This window comes from Amphritea sp. 1_MG-2023, assembly GCF_030547545.1.
Lineage (GTDB): Bacteria > Pseudomonadota > Gammaproteobacteria > Pseudomonadales > Balneatricaceae > Amphritea.
This window is the reverse complement of sequence record NZ_JAUOQE010000031.1, coordinates 20,413-42,673: the sequence shown is the minus strand read 5'-3', so window position 1 is coordinate 42,673 and position 22,261 is coordinate 20,413. Positions and strand designations below refer to the sequence as shown.

16 protein-coding genes are annotated in these 22,261 nt (G+C 50.2%); 15 read left to right on the top strand and 1 reads right to left on the bottom strand.

The genetic code is table 11. The features are described from left to right. Positions 1-29: 29 nt before the first annotated feature. From Q4488_RS15025 to Q4488_RS15005, 5 genes are all read left to right on the top strand, one after another. Positions 30-1,472 (top strand): sigma-54 dependent transcriptional regulator, encoded by a 1,443-nt coding sequence (locus Q4488_RS15025; protein WP_303581295.1) that lies wholly within the window; start codon positions 30-32, stop codon positions 1,470-1,472. Next, positions 1,473-2,666: a PAS domain-containing sensor histidine kinase gene (locus Q4488_RS15020; protein WP_368411586.1), complete on the top strand. Its 1,194-nt coding sequence runs from the start codon at positions 1,473-1,475 to the stop codon at positions 2,664-2,666. Next, positions 2,663-4,036, top strand: a complete 1,374-nt coding sequence (locus Q4488_RS15015) for a sigma-54 dependent transcriptional regulator (RefSeq protein WP_303581294.1) — start codon at positions 2,663-2,665, stop codon at positions 4,034-4,036. The genes Q4488_RS15020 and Q4488_RS15015 overlap by 4 nt, the downstream gene beginning before the upstream one ends. A gap of 319 nt (positions 4,037-4,355) precedes the next feature. Continuing rightward, on the top strand, positions 4,356-6,308 hold the full coding sequence (acs, locus tag Q4488_RS15010) for an acetate--CoA ligase (RefSeq protein WP_303581293.1): 1,953 nt from the start codon (positions 4,356-4,358) through the stop codon (positions 6,306-6,308). 195 nt (positions 6,309-6,503) lie between these two features. Then, a complete protein-coding gene (locus tag Q4488_RS15005) occupies positions 6,504-7,169 on the top strand; it encodes a response regulator transcription factor (RefSeq protein WP_303581292.1) in 666 nt (221 codons plus the stop codon). Positions 7,170-7,316: 147 nt separating this feature from the next. On the opposite strand, the gene Q4488_RS15000 is transcribed toward Q4488_RS15005, so the two are convergent. Then, entirely contained in the window at positions 7,317-11,252 is a 3,936-nt protein-coding gene (locus Q4488_RS15000; RefSeq protein WP_303581291.1) for a hybrid sensor histidine kinase/response regulator, read from the bottom strand. Between the two features lie 279 nt (positions 11,253-11,531). Here Q4488_RS15000 and Q4488_RS14995 point away from each other — a divergent pair, with 279 nt between their 5' ends. The 10 genes from Q4488_RS14995 to fliJ all read left to right on the top strand — a co-directional run bounded on the left by Q4488_RS14995 (position 11,532) and on the right by fliJ (position 22,142). After that, positions 11,532-11,795, top strand: a complete 264-nt coding sequence (locus tag Q4488_RS14995; protein WP_303581290.1) for a DUF4212 domain-containing protein — start codon at positions 11,532-11,534, stop codon at positions 11,793-11,795. A gap of 32 nt (positions 11,796-11,827) precedes the next feature. Further along, the gene (locus Q4488_RS14990; RefSeq protein ID WP_303581289.1) at positions 11,828-13,636 is read left to right on the top strand and encodes a sodium:solute symporter family protein; all 1,809 of its coding nucleotides are present in this window, start codon (positions 11,828-11,830) and stop codon (positions 13,634-13,636) included. Between the two features lie 148 nt (positions 13,637-13,784). Then, positions 13,785-15,611 (top strand): DUF294 nucleotidyltransferase-like domain-containing protein, encoded by a 1,827-nt coding sequence (locus tag Q4488_RS14985; RefSeq protein WP_303581288.1) that lies wholly within the window; start codon positions 13,785-13,787, stop codon positions 15,609-15,611. Between the two features lie 8 nt (positions 15,612-15,619). Next, the gene (locus Q4488_RS14980) at positions 15,620-16,246 is read left to right on the top strand and encodes a 3'-5' exonuclease (protein ID WP_303581287.1); all 627 of its coding nucleotides are present in this window, start codon (positions 15,620-15,622) and stop codon (positions 16,244-16,246) included. A gap of 179 nt (positions 16,247-16,425) precedes the next feature. Further along, positions 16,426-16,779 (top strand): flagellar hook-basal body complex protein FliE, encoded by a 354-nt coding sequence (gene fliE, locus Q4488_RS14975; RefSeq protein ID WP_303581286.1) that lies wholly within the window; start codon positions 16,426-16,428, stop codon positions 16,777-16,779. Positions 16,780-16,832: 53 nt separating this feature from the next. Further along, positions 16,833-18,524, top strand: a complete 1,692-nt coding sequence (gene fliF / locus Q4488_RS14970) for a flagellar basal-body MS-ring/collar protein FliF (protein ID WP_303581285.1) — start codon at positions 16,833-16,835, stop codon at positions 18,522-18,524. After that, a complete protein-coding gene (gene fliG, locus Q4488_RS14965; protein WP_303581284.1) occupies positions 18,517-19,533 on the top strand; it encodes a flagellar motor switch protein FliG in 1,017 nt (338 codons plus the stop codon). Before fliF ends, fliG begins: the two co-directional genes overlap by 8 nt. Further along, on the top strand, positions 19,533-20,315 hold the full coding sequence (locus Q4488_RS14960; protein ID WP_303581303.1) for a flagellar assembly protein FliH: 783 nt from the start codon (positions 19,533-19,535) through the stop codon (positions 20,313-20,315). The genes fliG and Q4488_RS14960 overlap by 1 nt, the downstream gene beginning before the upstream one ends. Next, on the top strand, positions 20,308-21,705 hold the full coding sequence (fliI, locus tag Q4488_RS14955; RefSeq protein WP_303581283.1) for a flagellar protein export ATPase FliI: 1,398 nt from the start codon (positions 20,308-20,310) through the stop codon (positions 21,703-21,705). Before Q4488_RS14960 ends, fliI begins: the two co-directional genes overlap by 8 nt. Then, entirely contained in the window at positions 21,702-22,142 is a 441-nt protein-coding gene (gene fliJ / locus Q4488_RS14950; protein ID WP_303581282.1) for a flagellar export protein FliJ, read from the top strand. The genes fliI and fliJ overlap by 4 nt, the downstream gene beginning before the upstream one ends. Positions 22,143-22,261 lie beyond the last annotated feature (119 nt).

Below are 22,261 nucleotides of genomic sequence, written 5' to 3'. Positions count from 1 at the left end.
TCCCGAGTGATCGTTAATCTGGTACGTCTATGAGTAGCCCGCTACATATTATTTATATCGATGATGATGCCAACCATCGGGCGCATCTATCAGCACGATTAGACTTCGCTGAAATCAGCCATAGCACCACCGATTATATGGCCTGGTTGCAGGACGGCGTTAAACAGCCGAGTGATCGTAGCGTGATCTGGCTAGGCGATTGTCAACTGCCGATCTCGGTTGAAAAGTTAATGCAGCAGTTAGAACAGAGGGATGAGCAACTGCCGGTGATCGCGATAACCCCTTGGCCCGAACTCGATCAGTTATCGGATAAGCTGCAACAAAAGATTATCGGACGGCTTAATCCCGATGCCACGCTTACGGCGCTCACGGTGATGTTACATCGAGCGCTGATCTATCGGCAGTTGCAGCTGCAATATGCGGGTCAGCCGGATCTGTTTTCGCCGAAATCGGTGGCCAGTCAGTTTGAAGGTATGGTGGGCCACAGCGAGGCGATGGCGCGGGTGCGGAAGATGATCAGTCAGGTGGCCGGTCGGGATGTGAATGTGCTGATTACCGGTGAGAGTGGCACCGGTAAAGAGATTGTCGCGAATAACCTGCATCGCGCCTCTAAGCGCGCTAACGGGCCGTTTGTGCCGGTGAACTGTGGCGCGATTCCGGCCGATCTGCTTGAAAGTGAGCTGTTTGGCCATGAGAAAGGCGCGTTTACTGGGGCGATTAATTCCCGCGCGGGGCGATTTGAGTTAGCCAATGGCGGCACGCTGTTTTTGGATGAGATTGGCGATATGCCGTTACCGATGCAGGTGAAACTGCTTCGGGTGCTGCAGGAACGCTGTTTTGAGCGGGTGGGCGGAAGTGTCACGATCGACTGTGATGTACGCATTATTGCCGCGACCCATAAAAACCTCGAACAGATGATTGTCGAGGGCAGTTTTAGAGAAGATCTCTATTACCGTCTCAATGTATTTCCGATTGATATGCCGCCCTTACGGGCGCGTATCGAGGATATTCCGCCGCTGGTGGAAGAGTTTTCACGCCGAGTCACAGAGGATGGTTTTGGCCGTATTCGATTGCATCCGGCGGCGATTCGTTCGCTACAGCAACATGATTGGGCGGGTAATATTCGTGAGCTGGCGAATCTTGTGGAACGCTTAGCGATACTCTATCCCGATGCGGTGGTGGGCGTCAGTGAGCTACCGTCAAAGTTTCGTCATGTGGCCGAACCCGATCCCGATTTATATGTTGAGGCGACGACTGAATCCGATGCAACGGCGACGGTTACGCAACACCCCTTTGAACTGCCCGCTTCTGGTACGGATTTAAAGCAGCAGATTGAAACCCTAGAAAAGAGCCTTATTTCGCAAGCGCTGGATCAAACCGGTGGCGTAGTGGCCAGAGCGGCTGATCGACTGCAGATTCGCCGCACGACGTTGGTGGAAAAGATGCGTAAATACGGAATTCAGCGAAAATAGATGATGACAGAGACACAGCGTCAATTGGCTCAGCTGACAGAAGAAAATAGCCGCTTAAAGGCACAGCTCGCGCAGATTCAGCAGCTGAGCGCGGAAAAGCAGGCGGCGCATGATCGTCTTTCGGGGCGCTTGGAAGATCTACTCGATCTGCTGCCGGCGGGTGTGGTGGTGATCGATAATCGTGGCCGCGTTGCCGAGTGCAACAGTGCGGCGGAACAGTTATTAGGTTTGCCGTTAAGAAATGAGAGCTGGGTAACGGTGATACAGCGGAGTTTCGCGCCGCGTAGCGATGATGGTCATGAAGTCTCGTTAAAAAGTGGACGACGGGTGAGTTTATCGACTAGTACCTTGGCCAATGAAACCGGTCAGTTACTGATGTTAACCGATCAAACCGAGACGCGCTTGTTACAAGGGCGACTGGCGCATTATCAGCGGTTATCGGAGATGGGGCGCATGATGGCCTCGTTAGCCCATCAGGTGCGCACGCCGCTATCTGCTGCGCTGCTGTATGCCGGTCATTTAATGAAACCGGAACTACGCCCCGAACAGCGGATTAAGTTTGCTGGCAAAGTAAAGTCACGCTTGGACAATTTAGAACGTCAAGTGCGCGATATGCTGATCTTTGCGCGAGGAGAAACTCGCTTGGATGATCGCATCACTGTGGCGCAGCTGTTTCGAGAATTAGAAGATGCCCTAGATGTACCACTATCGAGCTGGGACGCCGATTGTGATTGTCTCAATCGGGTGCCGGCACTGCAGTTACAGTGCAATAAAGAGGCGTTACTCGGGGCGATAATGAATTTGGTGGATAACGCTTTACAGGCCAGCGGGCGCGGCTGTGAGCTGGTGATTGAAGCGCAGCTAGTGGGGGATAAATTGGCCATTGAGGTGCGCGATAACGGCCCCGGTATGGATGCCGACGAGTGTCATCAGGTGAAGGAGCCGTTTTATTCGACAAAGTCTCACGGCACGGGCTTGGGGCTGGCGGTGGCGCAGGTGGTGGCTAAGGCCCATCATGGTGAGTTTGTATTGCGTTCGCAGGTGGGAGTCGGCACTCAGGCGGCTTTCGTTATTCCCTATAATACCGGCAGTCATACCAGCGGCCATACTAACAGTCAGCTCGATAGCAAGCTCGATAGTCAAGCCGATCATCCGCGCGATGATCTCAGTCAATCTGGATCAGATACCCCATGACGATGCACATATTAGTAGTTGAAGATGATGCCGACCTGCGCGAGGCATTGGTTGATACATTAGCGTTGGCAGGCTTCGGCTATCTAGAAGCAGAATCGGGCGAGCAAGCGCTTGAGGTGATCGCGGAGCACTCGGTGGATATGGTGGTCAGTGATGTCAATATGGGCGGCATGGATGGCCATCAACTGCTCGCCAAAATACAGCAGACGCAACCCTGTTTACCGGTGATGTTGATTACCGCCTACGGTCAGGTGAATAAAGCGGTGGAGGCGATGCGCAGCGGCGCAGTGGATTATCTGATGAAGCCCTTTGCCCCCGAAGCGTTGATTGAGGTGGTGCAGCGTTATACCGGTAGTCACCTCAATGAAGCGGATAATCTACAACCGGTGGCTGAAGAACACAGTAGTAAGCAATTACTTCAGGTGGCGCGACGAGTGGCCGAAACGGATTCCACGGTGTTGATTACCGGCGAAAGTGGCACCGGTAAAGAGGTGTTGGCGCAATATATTCACATGCACTCGCCGCGGGCGGATAAACCCTTTATTGCGATCAACTGTGCAGCGATACCGGAAAATATGCTCGAAGCGACGTTATTTGGCCATGAAAAAGGCGCGTTTACGGGGGCTTACAGTAGTAACCCCGGTAAGTTTGAACAGGCTAATGGCGGCACAATTTTACTCGATGAAATCTCCGAAATGGATCTGGGATTACAGGCTAAATTGCTACGCGTACTGCAAGAACAGCAGGTGGAGAGAGTTGGCGGGCGTAAAATAATCAACCTCGATGTTCGCATTCTAGCGACCACTAACCGCAAGTTAGAAGAGTATGTCGCCGAACATAAATTTCGTGAAGATCTCTACTACCGCTTAAATGTGTTTCCATTACAGTGGTTACCCTTACGTCAACGAGTGGGCGATATCGTCCCGTTAGCACAACGTTTGTTGGTGAAATACTGCCGGAAAATGAATCGCACATCGGTATCGCTGAGTCCCGACGCACAGCGAGCGTTACAAGCCTATGAGTGGCCCGGTAATGTACGTGAGTTGGATAATATCGTGCAACGTTCGTTGATTTTGCAGCAGGGCGCGTTGCTAGGCGCCGCGGATCTGCATATTCAACCGAGTAGTCTGCAAACGGCTGATCTGGCAGGTCGGATTGATGCGGCTGCGGTGACGCAGGATGAGCAAAGTCAGTTGGGTAATGATATGAAGCAGCATGAATTTCAGTTGATTATCGAAACCCTGCGAGACACCTCCGGTAGTCGCAAAGAGGCGGCTGAGACTCTCGGTATTAGCCCGCGTACTCTGCGCTATAAATTGGCGCGAATGCGCGAAGCGGGTATCGATCTCGATGCCGAGTTGAGTCTTTAAAATCTGAGTGAAAGAGGCGAATAGGTCTATTTTATACGTCTAAAGTCGCACAAAAAGTGCGTTGTACGACTAATGGCCTGTGTTGGATAGACCAATGTCTAATTCAGGAAGAATTAGTCCCTTAGGTATAACATTAATCACTCAAGCAATCGTTTCAGAGGAGGTTGAACTCTGAGTCACGATTGGCAAAAAAACTGTCTGAATAATCTCGCCGCAACTAACAATAAGACCGGCTGAGCAGGGATGGGATTAATGGTGACGGAACGCTTTGTCATCATGGTCACCGCAAAGAATAAATAACAAGCTAAGGGCATCACACATGAGCGATTCTAAGATATATCCGGTTAGCGAAGAATTGGCAGCATCGGCGCATATTAATAACGAAAAATATTTGGCGATGTATGAGCAATCGATTAACGATCCGGATACGTTCTGGGGTGAAGAGGGTAAGCGCCTAGATTGGTTTAAACCTTACACCAAAGTTAAAAACACGACTTTTGATCCTCATAACGTTGATATTCGTTGGTTTGAAGATGGCACGCTGAATGCCTCTTATAACTGTCTCGATCGTCACCTAGAGACCCGTGGCGATCAGGTCGCTATTATCTGGGAAGGTGATGATCCCAGCGAATCTGAAAATATCACTTACCGTGATCTGCATGCCCGAGTGTGTAAGTTTGCCAATGCATTGAAGGCGAGAGGCGTTGAAAAGGGTGATGTGGTCACGCTATACATGCCGATGATTCCTGAAGCCGCGGTTGCCATGCTGGCTTGTACGCGTATCGGTGCTGTGCACTCGATCGTCTTCGGTGGTTTCTCGCCGGAAGCGCTGGCGGCGCGTATTGAAGGGGCGAATTCCAAGGTAGTGGTGACCTCAAACTATTCCTTGCGGGCCGGTAAATCGGTGCCGTTGAAGTTGAATGTTGATAAAGCGTTGGAACATCCCGCCGCTAAAGCCTGTGTTGATAGCGTGATCGTGGTTAAGCGCGTCGAGAAAGAGGTTGCTTGGGATGATAATGTCGATGTTTGGTATGAAGATCTCGTTGCCACTGCATCTGCGGATTGCCCCGCGGAAGAGATGGAAGCTGAAGCACCGATGTTTATCCTCTACACATCGGGTTCTACTGGCGCGCCAAAAGGTCTGAAGCATACCACCGGCGGATATATGGTGTATGCGGCAATGACGCATGAATATGCCTTTGATTATAAAGACGGCGATATTTACTGGTGTACCGCCGATGTCGGTTGGGTGACGGGCCATAGTTATATCGTTTATGGCCCGCTGGCCAATGGCGGTACATCGTTGATGTTTGAAGGCGTACCGAGTTATCCGGATAACAGCCGTTTTGGTCGAGTGATTGAAAAACATAAAGTGAATCAGTTTTACACCGCACCTACGGCTATCCGTGCATTGATGCAGCAGGGCGAAGATGTGTTGGGTGATTCCGATCTATCGAGTCTGCGTATTCTCGGTTCGGTGGGTGAGCCGATTAACCCTGAAGCGTGGGAATGGTATTACCGGATTATCGGTCAGAACCGTTGCCCGATTGTGGATACTTGGTGGCAGACTGAAACCGGCGGTATGATGATTCTGCCATTGCCGGGGGCTACCGCAGCTAAACCGGGTTCGGCTTCGCGTCCGTTCTTCGGTGTGCAGCCCGCACTCTTAGATGCCGATGGTAAAGAGTTAGAAGGTGCCACTGATGGTAATCTAGTGATTAAAGATTCATGGCCGGGTCAAAGTCGTTCTATCTGGGGCGATCATGAGCGCTTTGTGCAAACCTATTTCACCACCTATAAAGGCTATTACACTACTGGTGATGGTGCCCGTCGTGATGAAGATGGCTATTACTGGATTACTGGCCGTGTGGATGATGTTATCAATGTCTCGGGCCATCGGATGGGGACCGCTGAAGTTGAATCGGCGTTGGTAGCTCACCCGGCGGTTGCTGAAGCCGCGGTAGTGGGTTATCCCCATGAAGTTAAGGGTCAGGGTATCTATGTGTATGTCACTCTGCAGTCGAATTATGAGCAATCAGATGAGCTGTTGAAAGAACTACGACTGCATGTACGTTCTGAGATCGGTCCGATCGCTTCACCTGATTTGATTCAGTTTGCGCCGGGTATGCCGAAAACACGTTCCGGTAAAATCATGCGACGTATCCTGCGAAAAATTGCCGAGGATGATTTTGATGCGTTGGGTGATACCTCGACACTGGCCGATCCTTCGGTGGTTGATGATCTGATCGAGCATCGAATGAACCGTAAATAATTGCCGTAGAGTATTCACCTCACGGACAATTTTAAGCTCCCTCCCGATTTTTAAGGTCGGGGGGGAGTTTTGCGTTGCAAGTGGTGGTAATATAATTGGATGCAAGTGCTTGTTTGCTTAGACTTAGCACTTTACACGCGGGTATATTTACACGTTTTCATCGATTGAAAGCGAGTAAGGAGGGAGATTAGCTGCATGCAACTGGCGCAGAAGATAATCATAGCGGATGATCATCCGTTATTCCGAGCGGCTCTTAAACAGGCCGTCACTCAGGCTGTTCCGGGCGTTGAAATCGTCGAAGCGGATTCCTTGGAAGCGGTGCAAGGGGCTGTCGAAAGTCATGCCGATGCCGATTTAGTCTTACTCGATCTACATATGCCTGGCACTAACGGTTTTACCGGTTTGGTGTTCCTGCGGGGTAAAAATCCGGGGATGCCGGTAGTGGTGGTATCCGGTAGCGAAGAATCATCGGTGATGAAGCGAGCGCTAGACTATGGCGCTTCGGGCTTTATCCCTAAATCATCACCGTTAGATGTGATTGCTGAAGCGATTACGACGGTGTTGGAAGGTGAAGAATGGTTACCCGAAGAGGTGGCCGAAGGCGTGGTTGATGTCACCGAAGAGGATCAGAAGTTTGCTACTAACTTGGCCTCTTTGACACCACAACAGTTTCGCGTACTGACGATGCTGACAGAAGGTTTGCTGAACAAACAGATCGCTTATGACCTGAATGTATCCGAGGCGACCATTAAAGCGCATGTGACGGCTATTTTACGCAAACTCGGTGTGCACAGTCGAACTCAGGCGGTGATTGCCGCTCAGCGTCTGTGTGTCGATCCGCCTAAGACCGAGATGGGCTAATTAACCGTTAGCATCATGGTTGACTCGGTTATTAATTGAAAAACGCACCCTCGGGTGCGTTTTTTTGTGCTAGCGATAGCGACTTGCGGCGTTGAAGACGTTGCTATGGCGGGCACCGCAGCCCGCTTTTTGTTGATCGCCGAGTTATTATTTTGCGGCAATCAATTTACTGATCATCGCCCGCAGTGCGGCGGGTTTGACGGGCTTATGCAAAATTTCGGCAGACTGTTGGCTGATTTCCTGTTTCACGGAATCGGTGCGATCGGCGGTGATGATGACCGCCGGAATGGGGTGATCCCATAGCTCTTGCAGTGCGTTCAGCGCCATGATGCCGGTTAGGGTTTCATCGAGGTGGTAATCGGCGAGAATAATATCGGGGACGAAACCTTGCTCGGTGATTTGCGCCTCGGCTTGCGCTGCCGATAGTGCAGTGAGCACGGCACAAGACCAGCCTTGTAATAACGCGCCCATCCCTTCGAGTATTTTCGGTTCGTTATCGATGACGAGCACCTTGATACCCTCAAGCCCTTTACTGCGAATCCAGCCGCGTTTTTCTGGGCGTGGTTTGATAGCTTTATGTTTATCGCCAAGCGGCACCGTGACGCTAAAGACGGTGCCTTTGTTCGGCCAAGAGCGAACATCAATGGGATGGTTGAGCATGCGCGAGATACGTTCAGTGATCGCCAGCCCTAGCCCTAGGCCATTCACCTGAGAGTGCTTCGGATTGTTGATACGATGAAACTCTTCAAACACCTCTTTCAGTTTATCCTTCGGAATACCCACGCCGGTATCCCAGACCTCGATACGCAGATGATGACCAATGCGCCGACAGCCGAGCATGATTTTGCCTTGCTGAGTGTAGCGGATCGCGTTGGAGAGGAAATTTTGTAAAATCCGGCGCAGCAGTTGTTGATCGGAGTGAATCACTTGGCAGCATTTAACAAAATCAAACTGCAGATTTTTTTCTTCTGCTAGGGCCGTGAATTCGGCGCTGAGATGATCGAACAGGGTGTTGATAGAGAAGTGACTGAGGTTGGGTTCGAGTGCGCCAGCATCCAGTTTGGAGATATCGAGAATCGTGGTGATCAGGCTTTCAGCGGCTTTTAACGAACCATCTAAGTTGTGTACCAGTTGATGAGTCTCGTTGGTATGTTTCTGCTGTGCCAGGGCCGAGATAAACAGACGTGCGGCATTCAGCGGTTGCAGTAGATCGTGACTGGCGGCGGCGAGGAAGCGCGTTTTACCTAGGTTCGCGGCATCGGCATCGGCTTTGGCTTGCCGCAGTTCATCCTCAATCAGGGCACGAATGGTGTTTTCTTTACGTAGCTCTTTGTTAACCACCGATAGCGTGTGCGTCCGTTCGCGGACTCGGAGTTCCAGATTTTCATTAGTTTCTTGGAGCAGCTGTTCGGCTTTACGTCGCTCGGTAATGTCCTGATAGAGGGTGAAATAACCGAGTATATCCCCGTCATTATTGGTGTGCGGAATGTAAGTCACTTCGGCATAGCGTGCTAGACCATCGGGTGACGGAATTTTGGTTTCAAAGCGTTGTCGTTCGCCTTGTAAGACATGTTCGATAAACGGCTGACGAATGTTAATTTCTTCAGGGGTTAGAATGCTAGCGCTATCGACGCCGGCGATATTATGGCGATCCAAGCCAAAGGTATTGGCATAGGCTTTGTTAACGAAACGGAAGTTGCGCTCGGTATCGAGAAAGGCGATGAGTACGGGAACATTGTCAGTATAGATACGCACATTTTGTTCGCTTTGGCGCAGGGCTTCTTGCACACGCTTGTGTTCGGTGATGTCCATATAGGTGTTAACGAAACCACCATTAGGCATTCGATTGCCGCGTACTTCGAGTACTGAACCGTCAATACGATGGCGTTCATAGGAGTGAGCTTTACCCTCTTTCAAGGTCGTGATGCGGTTCTTCACTTGTTGCTCAACATCGCCTGAGCCATATTCGCCTTGAGTGGCGTTATAGCGGAAGATATCTTCAATTGGACGGCCGACACAGATCAAGCCGCTGGGGTATTCGAACATCTCAATATAACGTCGATTCCAGGCCACGAGCCGCATCTGTTGATCGACCACGCTGATACCCATGGTGATATTTTCAATGGTGGATTGCAGTAACGAGCGGTTGAAACGTAGTGCCTGTGAAGCCTCATCGACGATGGTAACGACATCGCCAATCTGCATATCTTTGCCGCGCAGAGTCGAGGCTAATACGATACGTGCAGAAGAGGCGCCAATGACACCGGCGAGTAAGCGTTCGGTAAACTGAATAAGTTCGGCATCGGCCTTATCACCGGAGAGTGGTGGATCGATTCCCGCTTTGAGTGCAAAGCCTGTGAAGGCGTGTTGGGTGCGGCTGATACCGAGAAAACGTTCGGTAAGCATCTGTAAATCACCCACAGTCGCGTGACTGAAGACGCGCGAGGGTTCGGTTAAGTTCTGGTTATAGACATCGACAAAGGCGCTGGCTTGAATGCGATCGACCAATCGCTGCGGGCTATAACGCGATATCCCCACGAACAGTAGTGTGTTGATCAACAAACTCCAGAAGGTGCCGTGAGTGAGCGGGTCCATGCCGGTGATACCGAATAGCTGTGTGGGGCGCAGCAGATCGTAGCCAAATAAGCCGTTTTCTATAAACGAAGCGGGCATCAGTCCGGCACTGGCCATAGTGGGGAAAACTAGGGTGTAAAGCCAGATGAGAAAGCCCGCGCATAGACCGGCGAGTACGCCGTGACGTGAGCCGGTTTTCCAGTAAATACCGCCCAGTAAGCCCGGCAGAAACTGCGCCGAGGCGGCAAACGCGAGTAAACCAAAAGAGGCTAGAGTGCCCTGATCGCCAAGTATTCGATAATAGAAGTAGGCGAGGATCATTAAGCAGATGATGGTGATCCGCCGCACCCTGATTAGCAGCGCCCCGAGGTCTTTGTTTTTCGATAGATTAAGCCAAGAAACCCGGAGTAACAGTGGCATCACGATATCGTTACAGACCATGGTGGAGAGTGAGATCGAGGCGACAATCACCATACTGGTGGAGGCCGATAGACCACCGATAAAGGCAAACGTTGCCAGATTTTCAGCGCCTTGATAGAGCGGCAACATGAGTAAAAAGGTATCGGCGTTAATATCGGAGCCGGCGAAAAGGGTCATGCCGGCGGTGGCTATCGGTAAGACAAATAACGACAGCAATAGCATGTACAGTGGAAATAACCAGCGAGCCGTTTTCAGGTTTTCGACTCGAGTATTTTCGACAATAGTGACATGAAATTGACGCGGCAGACAGAGAATCGCGGCACAGGCGAGCAGTATCTCGGTGAGAAAACTGTTGCCGAGAAAGTTGCCATCGAGGGGACTGTTAAAGTTGGCATTGTTATTCAGTTGCAAACGCACACTGTGAATCAGATCGGGTACGCCATCAAATATCTGAAAGGTCACTAACAGGCCAATCGAGATAAAGGCGGTGAGTTTAACAATCGATTCGAACGCCACTGCCAGCACCATGCCTTCGTGATGTTCGGTGGCATCGATATGCCGCGTACCGAACAGGATCGTAAACACGGCCATGATCAAGGCGACAAACAGGGCGGTATCGTTACCTTTACTGAGCGCTTCAGTGGCACCGGGAGCGATCGCATCATAACTGATGGCGACGGCCTTAAGCTGCATAGCGATATAGGGGATGGTGCCAAAGACCGCGATAATGGTTACCAGCACCGCCAGCGCTTGACTCTTACCGTAACGGGAGGAGAGAAAGTCAGCGATCGAGGTGGTGTTTTGTTGTTTACTGACCAAGATAATCTTTTCAATGATTCGCCAGCCGACAATAAACACGATGGCGGGGCCGAGATAGGTGGCCAGGAATTGCCAACCGCTGACGGATGCGCGCCCAACTGCACCGTAGAAGGTCCATGATGAGCAGTAGATCGCCAGCGAGAGTGAATAGATCACGGGATTGCTGGCATAGGAACGTCCCTGTGCGCTGCGATCACCAAAATACGCAATGGCAAATAGGAGGCCCACATAGGCGAGTGAAATGAGAATGATGGAGCCGCCAGAAAGCATAGTCAGGTCTGCCTGTTGTTACGGTGCTGGAATGCGTAGTGTAACCGAACTTAAGGGAATAACCCTATGGCTCTTATACCTTTGTCTATTGTGTTGAGTTATAACGGTTTTTTTGAATTGTCTCAAGGGCACGTAGGATATGGCCTGCGGCTGATTTGGGCGGTTTCTGAGAAATCTGATCAGACCAAAGTAGGGGATTTGTTTGACATAACACTTTGCTAAATTCTATTCGACAATAATTTTTCATAACCTTTAATAACAAAAATAAGGATGGTGCCAATGTCTACATCTACACAAGACAATGCTTCGGCCTATTGGTCCGAAAATCTACGCATTATCATGACTTACCTGTCAGTCTGGTTTGTAGTGTCTTTCGTCGCTGGAATCCTGTTCGTCGATCAACTGAACGCAATCCCGTTCTTCGGTTTCCCACTGGGTTTCTGGATCGATCAGCAGGGGGCAATCTTCGTTTATGTCGCTTTGATTTGGATGTACGTAGTGAGCATGAACAAGCTTGACGAAAAATACGATGTTCATGAATAAAAATAATAAAGGCTGAGCTGAGGGTTACTAATATGAGTCTTGATCTACTTACTTACATCTTTATAGGGGGCTCGTTTGCACTCTATATCGGTATCGCAATTTGGGCCCGTGCAGGGTCGACAAAAGAGTTCTATGTCGCGGGCGGTGGTGTACACCCAATCGCTAACGGTATGGCAACGGCAGCTGACTGGATGTCGGCGGCTTCCTTTATCTCGCTAGCGGGATTGGTATCGTTCATTGGCCGTGATGGTGCGGCTTACCTGATGGGCTGGACCGGCGGCTATGTGCTGTTGGCAATGCTGTTGGCACCTTACCTACGTAAGTTTGGTAAGTTTACCGTGCCAGACTTTGTCGGTGATCGTTATTACTCGACGACGGCGCGTGTGATTGCTGTTGTCTGTACTATCGTGATCTCCTTCACCTATGTTGCCGGTCAGATGCGGGGTGTGGGTATTGTTTTCTCCCGTTACCTGCACGTTGACATTAACACTGGTGTTATCATCGGTATGGCCATCGTATTCTTCTACGCCGTTCTTGGTGGTATGAAGGGTATTACCTATACACAGGTAGCGCAGTACTGCGTACTGATTCTGGCCTTCATGGTGCCAGCGATCTTTATGTCGATGCAGATTACTGGTCACTTCCTGCCACAGGTTGGTTTAGGGGCGACGCTGGATTCAGGTCTATCCGTATTGGCGACCTTGGATAAGCTCTCGGTTGATCTCGGCTTTGCCGAATATACTTCGGGTCAAAAATCCACGATCGACATTTTCTGTCTGACTGCGGCGCTAATGGCCGGTACGGCGGGTCTGCCACACGTTATCGTGCGTTTCTTCACCGTGCCGCGTGTTAAAGATGCGCGTACCTCGGCGGGTTGGGCGCTGATTTTCATCGCGATTCTGTATACCACGGTGCCTGGTGTTGCCGGTTTCGGTCGAGTAAATCTGATTGAAACCATTAACGGTACGGATGCTACTGATGTCGGTACTGAGTATGCGCAGATGCCGCAGTGGTTTAAAAACTGGGAAAATGCAGGCCTGTTAGGCTGGCACGATTATAACGGTGACGGCAAAGTACAGTACTCTGCTGGTGCAGCGTTTGAAGGTGGTAAGCCTGCTTATGATGGTGATGTCCGTGGTAGTCATGGTGAACGTGCGGTGACTAACGCTAAGGTTAACCCGACAGCGGCTGCCGGTGCTCCGTTTGCTAACGAAGTCTACGTCGACCGTGACATCATGGTATTGGCTAACCCCGAGATTGCTCAGTTGCCTAACTGGGTTATTGCCCTCGTCGCGGCGGGTGCGGTGGCTGCGGCACTTTCAACAGCGGCCGGTCTGCTGTTGGTCATCTCCACAGCGATTGCGCATGACTTGATGAAAACCTGTATCAATCCCAATATCTCTGAGAAACAGGAGCTGATGTACGCACGTCTGGCGGCGATCGTGGCGATCTGTATTGCCGGTTACTTCGGCATCAATCCTCCAGGCTTCGTAGCACAGGTGGTGGCACTGGCCTTTGGTCTGGCATCCTCCTCCGTGTTCCCTGTGATCGTAATGGGTATCTTCAATAAGCGCATGAACAAAGAGGGTGCGATTGCCGGTATGATCGTCGGCCTGGGTTCTACCATGGCTTACATGATCTACTTCACCTTCATGGGTGGTTCGAAAGATGATCTATTCTTGGGTATCTCCACCGGAGGCTTCGGCTTCGTCGGTATGATCCTGAACTTCATCGTTGCTTATGTGGTTTGCATGATGACTCCACCGCCACCTGCTGAAATTCAGGAAATGGTTGAGGGTATTCGTGTACCTCGTGGCGCAGGTGTCGCTCACGCGCACTAAGATCTGTAAAGATCTCTAAAGGTAAGGCGCGTCAGCGAAAGTTGACGCGCCTTTTTTATTAGATCTGGATCGATAAAGTGTCGGCCTAAAGGGTTTTAGACCCTTTAATCAGGCGCTTTTAAGCGACTTCGGATTGAGGAGAGTGACGATGCCATCATCTTTTAAAATGGACAATATGCCGTTCAGTTTGCTGTCGGAAAAGGAACAGGCGCTACTGCGTTCGAGCCTTGATATTAGCTATTATCAATCGGGGGAGACCGTATTAGCGGCTGACAGTGTGCCTGAAGGGGTGTATGTCATCTTAAAGGGACGGGTCGCCGAGAGCGATGAAGTAGAAGAGCAGGGAGCGCAAGAGCACCTCTATGTTCATTATACCAATGAAGATTACTTTGGCGGTTGGTCGGCGATTCGAGGCAAGGCGATTCATAACTTTATCGCCGTCGAAGAGACGATTTGTCATATTCTGCCAACGCGAGTATTGCTCGATCTCTGTGCCAGCAATAGTCGCTTTGCCGACTATTTTCAGCAAAGTCTGTCGGCCAAAACCGAGATTCAAGCGCAAGCGGGTGGCGATCAGGATATGGCCGAGTTCATGTTGGCTCAGGTTAAGGATAGTCTGATTCGTGAGCCATTGATTGTACTGCAAGGGACAACCATTACCGAAGCGACGCTGTTAATGCGGGAGAAGCGTGCCGATTGTGTTTTAGTCAAACGCGGTAACCGTTACGGTATGGTGACGGGGACTGATCTGCTGGATGCCGTCATTATTAATACGTTAGCCTTGACGGCGGATGTGGCGGATATTGCCAGTTATCGCTTGATCACCACGAGCTCTGATGATTATCTGTTTAATGCGTTGATTATCATGACACAGCAACGTATCGAGCGGATTGTTGTGATGGATGAGGGGCGCTTAACTGGGGTTATCGAATTGACCGATGTGTTGAGCTATTTCTCTAGCCATTCTCATGTGATTGGTTTGCGTATTGAGCGAGCGCAAACGATTGAAGATTTGTATGAAGCCGCTCACCGCCTGAATGATCTGATTAAAGCGTTAGTGTCACAGGGAGTGAAAGCGCGCTTTGCGATGGAGCTGATTGCGGCAATGAATGAGCGAGTGATCGCAAAATTGTTTGGTCTGATTGTGCCTGAAGATATGCAGCCGCATGTTTGTCTGGTGGTGATGGGAAGCGAGGGACGTGGCGAGCAGATCATGAAAACCGATCAAGATAACGCTCTGATCTATCGGGATGGTCTGATTTGGCCCGATATGCAGGTAACCATGCAGCGCTTTACAGAAACCCTGATATCGTTTGGTTTTCCTAAGTGTCCAGGCAATATTATGGTGTCAAACCCCGATTGGATGAAATCCATCGGTGAATGGACTCAGCAGATGAGTGATTGGTCGTATCGATGTGAGGGGCAGGCGCAGATGAATCTTGCGATTGCGGTGGATGCGCATCCGGTTGCCGGTAATGTGGCGCTGTTTAAAGCGTCAAGAAACTGGTTTGTCCGTCACTTGCAGAATAATGATGTTTTCTTTTCCCATTTTGCTCGGGCGGCGATTGAGTTTGATACGCCTCTGACCTTCTTTGGTAATTTAAAAGATAACGGAGAGCTGGATGTCAAGAAAGCGGGGATTTTCCCGATCGTGCATGGCATTCGCACCATGGCGTTGCAATATAAAATTTTAGAAACGAATACGTTTAAACGTATCGAAGCGCTGGTTGAGTTGGGGCAGATGCAGCCGGAGCATGGTCGAGAGTTAGCTGAGGCGTTGGCGTTATTTATTCAGATTCGCTTGAAGCAACAGGTGAAACGCATCGAGGATTCCACAAATGGTGTAGACCAAACGCCTAATATCCTCGAATTGTCATTTTTAGATAAGATGGAAAAAGATCTGCTGCGTGACGGAATGCATATCGTTAAAGGATTTAAAAAGCACCTTGTTGTTAGGTATCACCTGGGAGGTTAATGCCGAATATGATAATTCCCAGAAGTATTCGAAAATTTAAAGAACGTATGGATCATAAACATGGCCCTTATGCGCATCTGTTTCAGCCGTATGATGGCGATGAAGTGGTATCACTCGATTGTGAAACCACCAGTTTAAATGTGAAAGAGGGAGAGATTCTTTCCATTGGTGCGGTGAAAATCAAAGGCCGTAAAGTGATGACCAGCGAAAAGCTGGATATTAAACTTAAACCGCCTAAAAGTTTGACTGGCGATTCGATTAAAATCCATAAAATCAGGGCAGCTGATCTGATCGATGGTATTTATATGGATGAAGCGCTGGAGAAACTGTTGGCCTTTATCGGTAACCGTCCCATTCTCGGCTATTACGTCAACTATGATGTGCGTATGTTAGAAAAATATCTACGCCCGCGATATGGTTTCGGTTTACCCGGCAAAGCCATCGAGTTGTCGCATGTGTATCACGATATTATTAAGTGGCGTTATGTTGGCGGAGATATTGATTTGCGCTTTGATACGATTTCACAACAACTCGATATTCCGATGTTGGAGCGGCATACGGCGCTCGGTGATGCGATCACGGTCGCACTGATGTATGTGCGACTGAAATACGGACAGCCGCCTGGGTCTAGGTAAGCGTTAACAATTAAAAGCAAACGAAAACGAGCGAATGGCTCGTTTTTTGCTGTATATAAGGTTGAGGTTAAATATTGCTGCCGCTTAGTGTCATAAAATTGGCGAATAGCTGGTTTTGTTGCTTGCTAAGTGGCTGATCAAACTTATAATGTCAATATATTGCCATTTCTGAGGTGTGTATGATTGAACGTGCAGACATTAACGCCGTTTTACAGCAGATGCGTGAAGTCAAAATGCAGGCTCAACAGGGGGCTTCCTCTGAGATTAATCGTCCTGCGGCGATTCGACCGGTCGTTGATGAGCAAAGCGGCGAAAGCTTTGCCGACCTATTTAAAGGCGCCATCGATGGTATTCATGACGCACAGTCGCAGGCGAAAACCATGGCCACCTCTTACGAGCAAGGGGTTGACGGTGTTGATCTGCATCAGGTGATGATCAGTATGGAAAAGGCGTCGGTTTCGTTTCAGGCGTTAACTCAGGTGCGTAATAAAATGGTCAGTGCTTATGAAGACGTTATGAATATGTCTATCTGATTTTAATGAAACACATAATACAGTGCATAAGTAGCATCAGGGTGCTTGGGTAGATGGAAAACGCAACAGTGCAGACAGCAACAGGTGGGTCGGTAGCCTTTGGCTTTAACCGCTTGGGGTTGGTGCGTCAACTCGGTCTGATGGTGGGGCTTGCCGCCACTATTGCGATCGGTTTTGCGGTTGTGCTCTGGTCGCAGGAACCCGATTATCGGGTGCTTTATAATAATATCTCTTATGCGGATGCCAATCCGATCGTTGAACAGCTACAACTCAATGCGATTCCTTATAAATTTGATTCGACGGGACATAATATTCTGGTCGCCGAAGAATATCTGCATAAGGCCCGTTTACGTTTAGCGGCCGAAGGTTTTAATGGCGATAATACCGTTGGCTTTGAACTGCTGGATAAAGAGCAGGGACTGGGCACCAGTCAATTCATGGAAACCGCCCGCTATCGTCGCGGACTCGAAGGTGAGCTGGCGCGCACCGTGACCAGTATGCTGGCGGTGCGTAGCGCGCGAGTGCATCTGGCGCTACCCAAACAGTCGGTGTTTATTCGAGATCAACGTAAACCGACCGCGTCGGTGTTTCTTGATTTGGTCGCCGGGCGGCGCTTAGAGGCGATTCAAGTAGAAGCGATTGCCAATTTGGTGGCCTCCAGTATACCCGAACTCTCCAGTGAAGATGTTACGGTCGTGGATCAAAAAGGACGCTTACTGAATACCCGGGATATGGATACCGATGTGGTGTTGGCGGCTAAGCAGCTTGAATATACCCGTCGCATCGAAGAAACCCTCGTCAATCGAGTTAACAGTATTCTGCAGCCGGTGGTGGGGTTAGGGCGCTACCGAGCCGAGGTATCGGCGGATATTGATTTTACCGCGGTGGAACAAACCGATGAAATCTATAATCCTGATCTGCCTGCGCTTCGCAGTGAACAGACATTAGATGAGAGCACCACTGGGCAGGCCGCCGCAAAGGGTGTGCCGGGTGCATTGTCGAATCAGCCTCCGGGGGCGAGCAGTGTGCCGGAGACTGGCGCCAGTGGTATTCAAAACGAAGGCGTGGTCGAGCGTTCAGCCAGCAAAAATGCCCGTTCTCAGGCGACCCGTAATTATGAATTGGATCGTTCCATTAGCTATACCAAGCATCAGATGGGGCAGATCAAACGCTTATCGGTTGCGGTGGTTGTGGATGATATCCCCACGGCGGGTGCGAATGGCGCAGAGAAGGTTCGAGCCGCTTGGGATCAGAATGAACTCGATCGATTGTCTATACTGGTTAAAGATGCCGTCGGGTATTCGGCTCTCAGAGGCGATAGCGTTAGCGTGATCAACTCGCCTTTTGCGGTGCCTGAGGTTTATCAAGAGGAAGAGATTCCGATCTGGAAGCAAGAATGGGTGCTGGACCTGGTGAAACAGGTGCTGGGTGGTCTGTTTGTGCTGTTGCTAGTGTTTGGTGTGTTACGCCCAATCATGAAGAGTTTGGCGCTCAGTGCGGCGCAGAAAGCCGCAGCAGAAGGCGAGGAAAATAAATCTGAATCGGATTTAGCCGCGGGGCTTGAATCGCTGGATATGAGTGGTATATCGGCGGATCATGTGACGTTTAGCGGTATCGATAATGCGTTAGCACCGACCCCGAATGAAACATATGAGTATCAGATGAACGCTATCCGCAGCATGATTGCTGAAGACCCTGCAAAAGTGGCGCAGGCGATACGTCAATGGGTGATTGAGAATGATTGATCAGGTAACGGAATCAGGCGTCGAACTGACGAATGTTCAGAAAGCGGCGGTGTTGCTGATTTCGCTGGGTGAGAGTGATGCGGCAGAAGTCCTGCGTTATCTGGGGCAAAAAGAGGTGCAGCAGCTCGGCTTGGCGATGAGTAATCTGGATAACATTCCTCAGTCGACCGTCGAGTCAGTGATGGCTGACTTTATGGAAGCGATCAGTGATCAGACCAGTATCGGTATTAATAACGATCACTATATTAAAGAGATGTTGAGTCAGGCGCTGGGGAATGATCGAGCTCAGACCTTGGTGGATCGGATCTTGATGACGACCAATACCTCGGGGCTTGAGAGCCTTAAATGGATGGATTCTCGACAGGTGGCGGAGATTATCCGTTATGAGCACCCGCAGATTCAGGCCGTGGTCATGGCGTATTTAGATCCTGATCAAGCGGCCCATGTATTACAGCGTTTTGATGAAAATATGCGTCTAGAAATCATGATGCGAATCACTTCGCTGGATCAGATTCAACCTTCGGCCCTGCAAGAATTGAATGATATCTTAGAATCACAGTTCTCCGGCTCTAGCAGTCAAAGCGCTAACCTTGGCGGACTGAAAACAACTGCCAACATCATGAACTATTTCGATAGTAATATTGAACAGCAGTTGATGGAGAAAATCCGTGAAGTGGATGAATCGCTGAGTGATCAGATTTCTGAGATGATGTTTGTGTTTGATAATCTGGCAGATGTTGAAGATCGCGGTATTCAGGTGATTCTACGTGAAATTAATACCGATACCTTAGTGGTGGCACTGAAGGGTGCTGAATCGATGTTGCAGGATAAGATATTCAAGAATATGTCGAAGCGAGCGGCAGAACTGCTACGGGATGATCTCGAAGCGAAAGGGCCGGTTCGCGTGAGTGAAGTGGAAGATGCTCAGAAAGAGATTCTGACCGTAGCGCGTCGCTTAGCGGATGAAGGTGAGATCATGCTGGGTAGTGGCGGCGAAGAGATGATGTGATGCAGATGAAGGCGATCGATAAATCGGTAATCAGGATTCGTGCAGAAGATGCCCGAGCGGCAGCGCTCTGGACGTTACCCGTTGTGCAGGGAGAGCATGTGGTTGGCTTGCAACAAAAGCCAGCAAAAGAGGTTGAAGAGGAAACGATTGAAGAGGTTGCTGATGGTCGCTTACGGCTTTCAGAGCTGGAAAAAATTCGTGAAGATGCTTATCAAGAAGGTTTGCAACAAGGGCGCGATGAAGGCTTGCAGCAAGGGCTTGAAGAGGGGCGTGCAAAGGGCCATACAGAAGGCTTAGCGGCAGCCCAGGCTGAAATTGAGACTCAGGTAGCCTTATTGCACGCATTGCAGCAGCAGTTAGATCGACCGTTGCAGCAGGTGAGTGTTGCGGTCGAGCAGTTGCTCGTTGGTTTAATTACCGAGTTGAGTGAAGCGGTAATTGGGGCGCAGATTGAGTTGGATAGCACGCCGGTGATTAAGGCGGTTGAAGATGCGATAGCGCAATTGCCGCAAACGGGGGCGGATATCAAAGTGATTCTGCATCCGGATGATGTGCCAGTGCTTGAGCCGTTATTAGCCTTGCATGAAAGCTGGTCATTAGTGGAGGAAGCGAGCATGACGCGCGGCGGCTGTAAGGTGGTCAGTGGTTATGGCTTGCTCGACAATAGCGTCGAACGTCGTTTCGATGCGGCGGTTTCTCAGTTACGCCGCGCTCTCACTCAGATGGACGCTGAGGCAGTGGTCTCGGACGAGCCTAAAACGTCATCAGACGCGCATGAGTGATACTCTCCTTAAGCGCCTGTCTCGCCTTAAAAACCTCGATTATAAACTGCCAGCTCCTGTTGCTCACGGGCAAGTGACACGACTCATTGGTTTAACGCTGGAAGCGGTCGGTATTAAGGCATCGATGGGCGAATACTGTCTTATCTATCCTGAACATGGCGCGCCGGTCGAGGCGGAAGTGGTCGGCTTTTCTGGCGATCGGCTGTATTTAATGCCTGTTGATCAATTAGAAGGGCTAGCGCCGGGGGCTCGAGTGAGTCCGCTGATCGGCGGTAGCGACGTGCAGGTGGGCTTTGAATTACTGGGGCGGGTAATTAATGGGGTCGGCAAACCCTTAGATGGCCTCGGCGAATTAGGCTGTAAAACCACCGTGCCCTTGCAGGGACGCAATATCAATCCGCTGAGTCGGCAGCCTATCAAGCAGACGTTGGATGTCGGCATTCGCGCGATTAACTCGTTATTAAGTGTGGGGCGAGGACAGCGTCTCGGATTGTTTGCCGGTAGTGGTGTGGGTAAGAGTGTGCTGCTGGGAATGATGACGCGCTTTACTGAAGCCGATATTGTGGTTGTCGGTCTGATTGGTGAACGTGGCCGAGAGGTGAAAGAGTTTATTGATCATAGTTTGGGTGAAGAGGGGATGCGGCGCGCCGTGGTAGTCGCCTCGCCAGCCGATGAGTCGCCACTGATGCGGCTACGTGCGGCTCAGCTCTCGACTCGGTTAGCCGAATACTTTCGAGAGCAGGGTAAAAATGTATTGTTATTGATGGATTCCCTGACACGTTATGCACAAGCACAACGGGAAATCGCTTTAGCGGTTGGTGAACCACCCGCGACCAAGGGCTATCCGCCTTCGGTGTTTGCTAAACTGCCGAAGTTGGTCGAGCGTGCGGGAAATGGCGAGCAAGGCGGAGGTTCTATTACGGCTTTTTACACGGTGCTAACCGAAGGGGATGATCAGCAAGATCCGATTGCCGATTCGGCGCGTGCAATTCTCGATGGTCATATCGTTTTATCGCGAAGCTTGGCGGAACGTGGCCATTATCCAGCCATTGATATCGAACAATCGATCAGTCGTGCCATGCCATCGGTGGTCAGTTCGGATCACCTGCAGGCGGCGATGGGCTTTAAACAGTTGTATTCGAAGTTTCAGCAAAACAGTGATCTTATCTCTATCGGTGCCTATGTCAGAGGCAGTGATGCGGAGACCGACTTTGCGGTGGAGCGGATGCCGTTGATGAACGCTTTTCTCCAACAGGGCTTGAATGAATCTTATGCTTTTCAAAAGAGTCTGACGGATCTCGCTATGGTGCTAACACCGAACCCTAAAAACCCCAGCGTGCAGCAGGGACAGAAAAATATAGCCATGGGTAACAAAAGGCCGGCATCATGAAGCGTTCTAAGCGACTGCAAGTAGTGTTAGATCTGGCTGAGCGAAAACGTAAACAGGCAGATCAATGGCTGAGCCAATCACAGGCGAAAGTGCAGCAGGGTGAGGCGACCTTGGCGCAGCTACAGAGTTATTATGCCGATTATGCCAATAGCTTTTATGAAAAGGGCGCCAGCGGTGTTTCGCCGGGGCAAATTCATACCCATCAAGCATTTATGCAGAAGCTCAGAGTGGCGGCAGAACAGCAGGAAAATGCCCTGAAGATGGATCGCCAACAGTTAGAGCAGGTGACGACGCACTGGCAATCGGCTTATCAGCATTTTAAATCAGTCGAGATGCTGGTTGAGAAGTTGAAGGGGCAGGAATCTAAAGAAGCCGAGCGACAGTTACAAAAAGAGCTGGATGAACGATCACAGTTGATCCGCCCGCCACTTATTTAATAGCTATTCATTTGACAGCTACTTATCTTCCGTCTATTTCCCCGTGACCTATTTCATCTGCACTTATTTGACTAATGCTGATGTTTCATTAGTGGCATCGATTATGCATATTCAAAGCT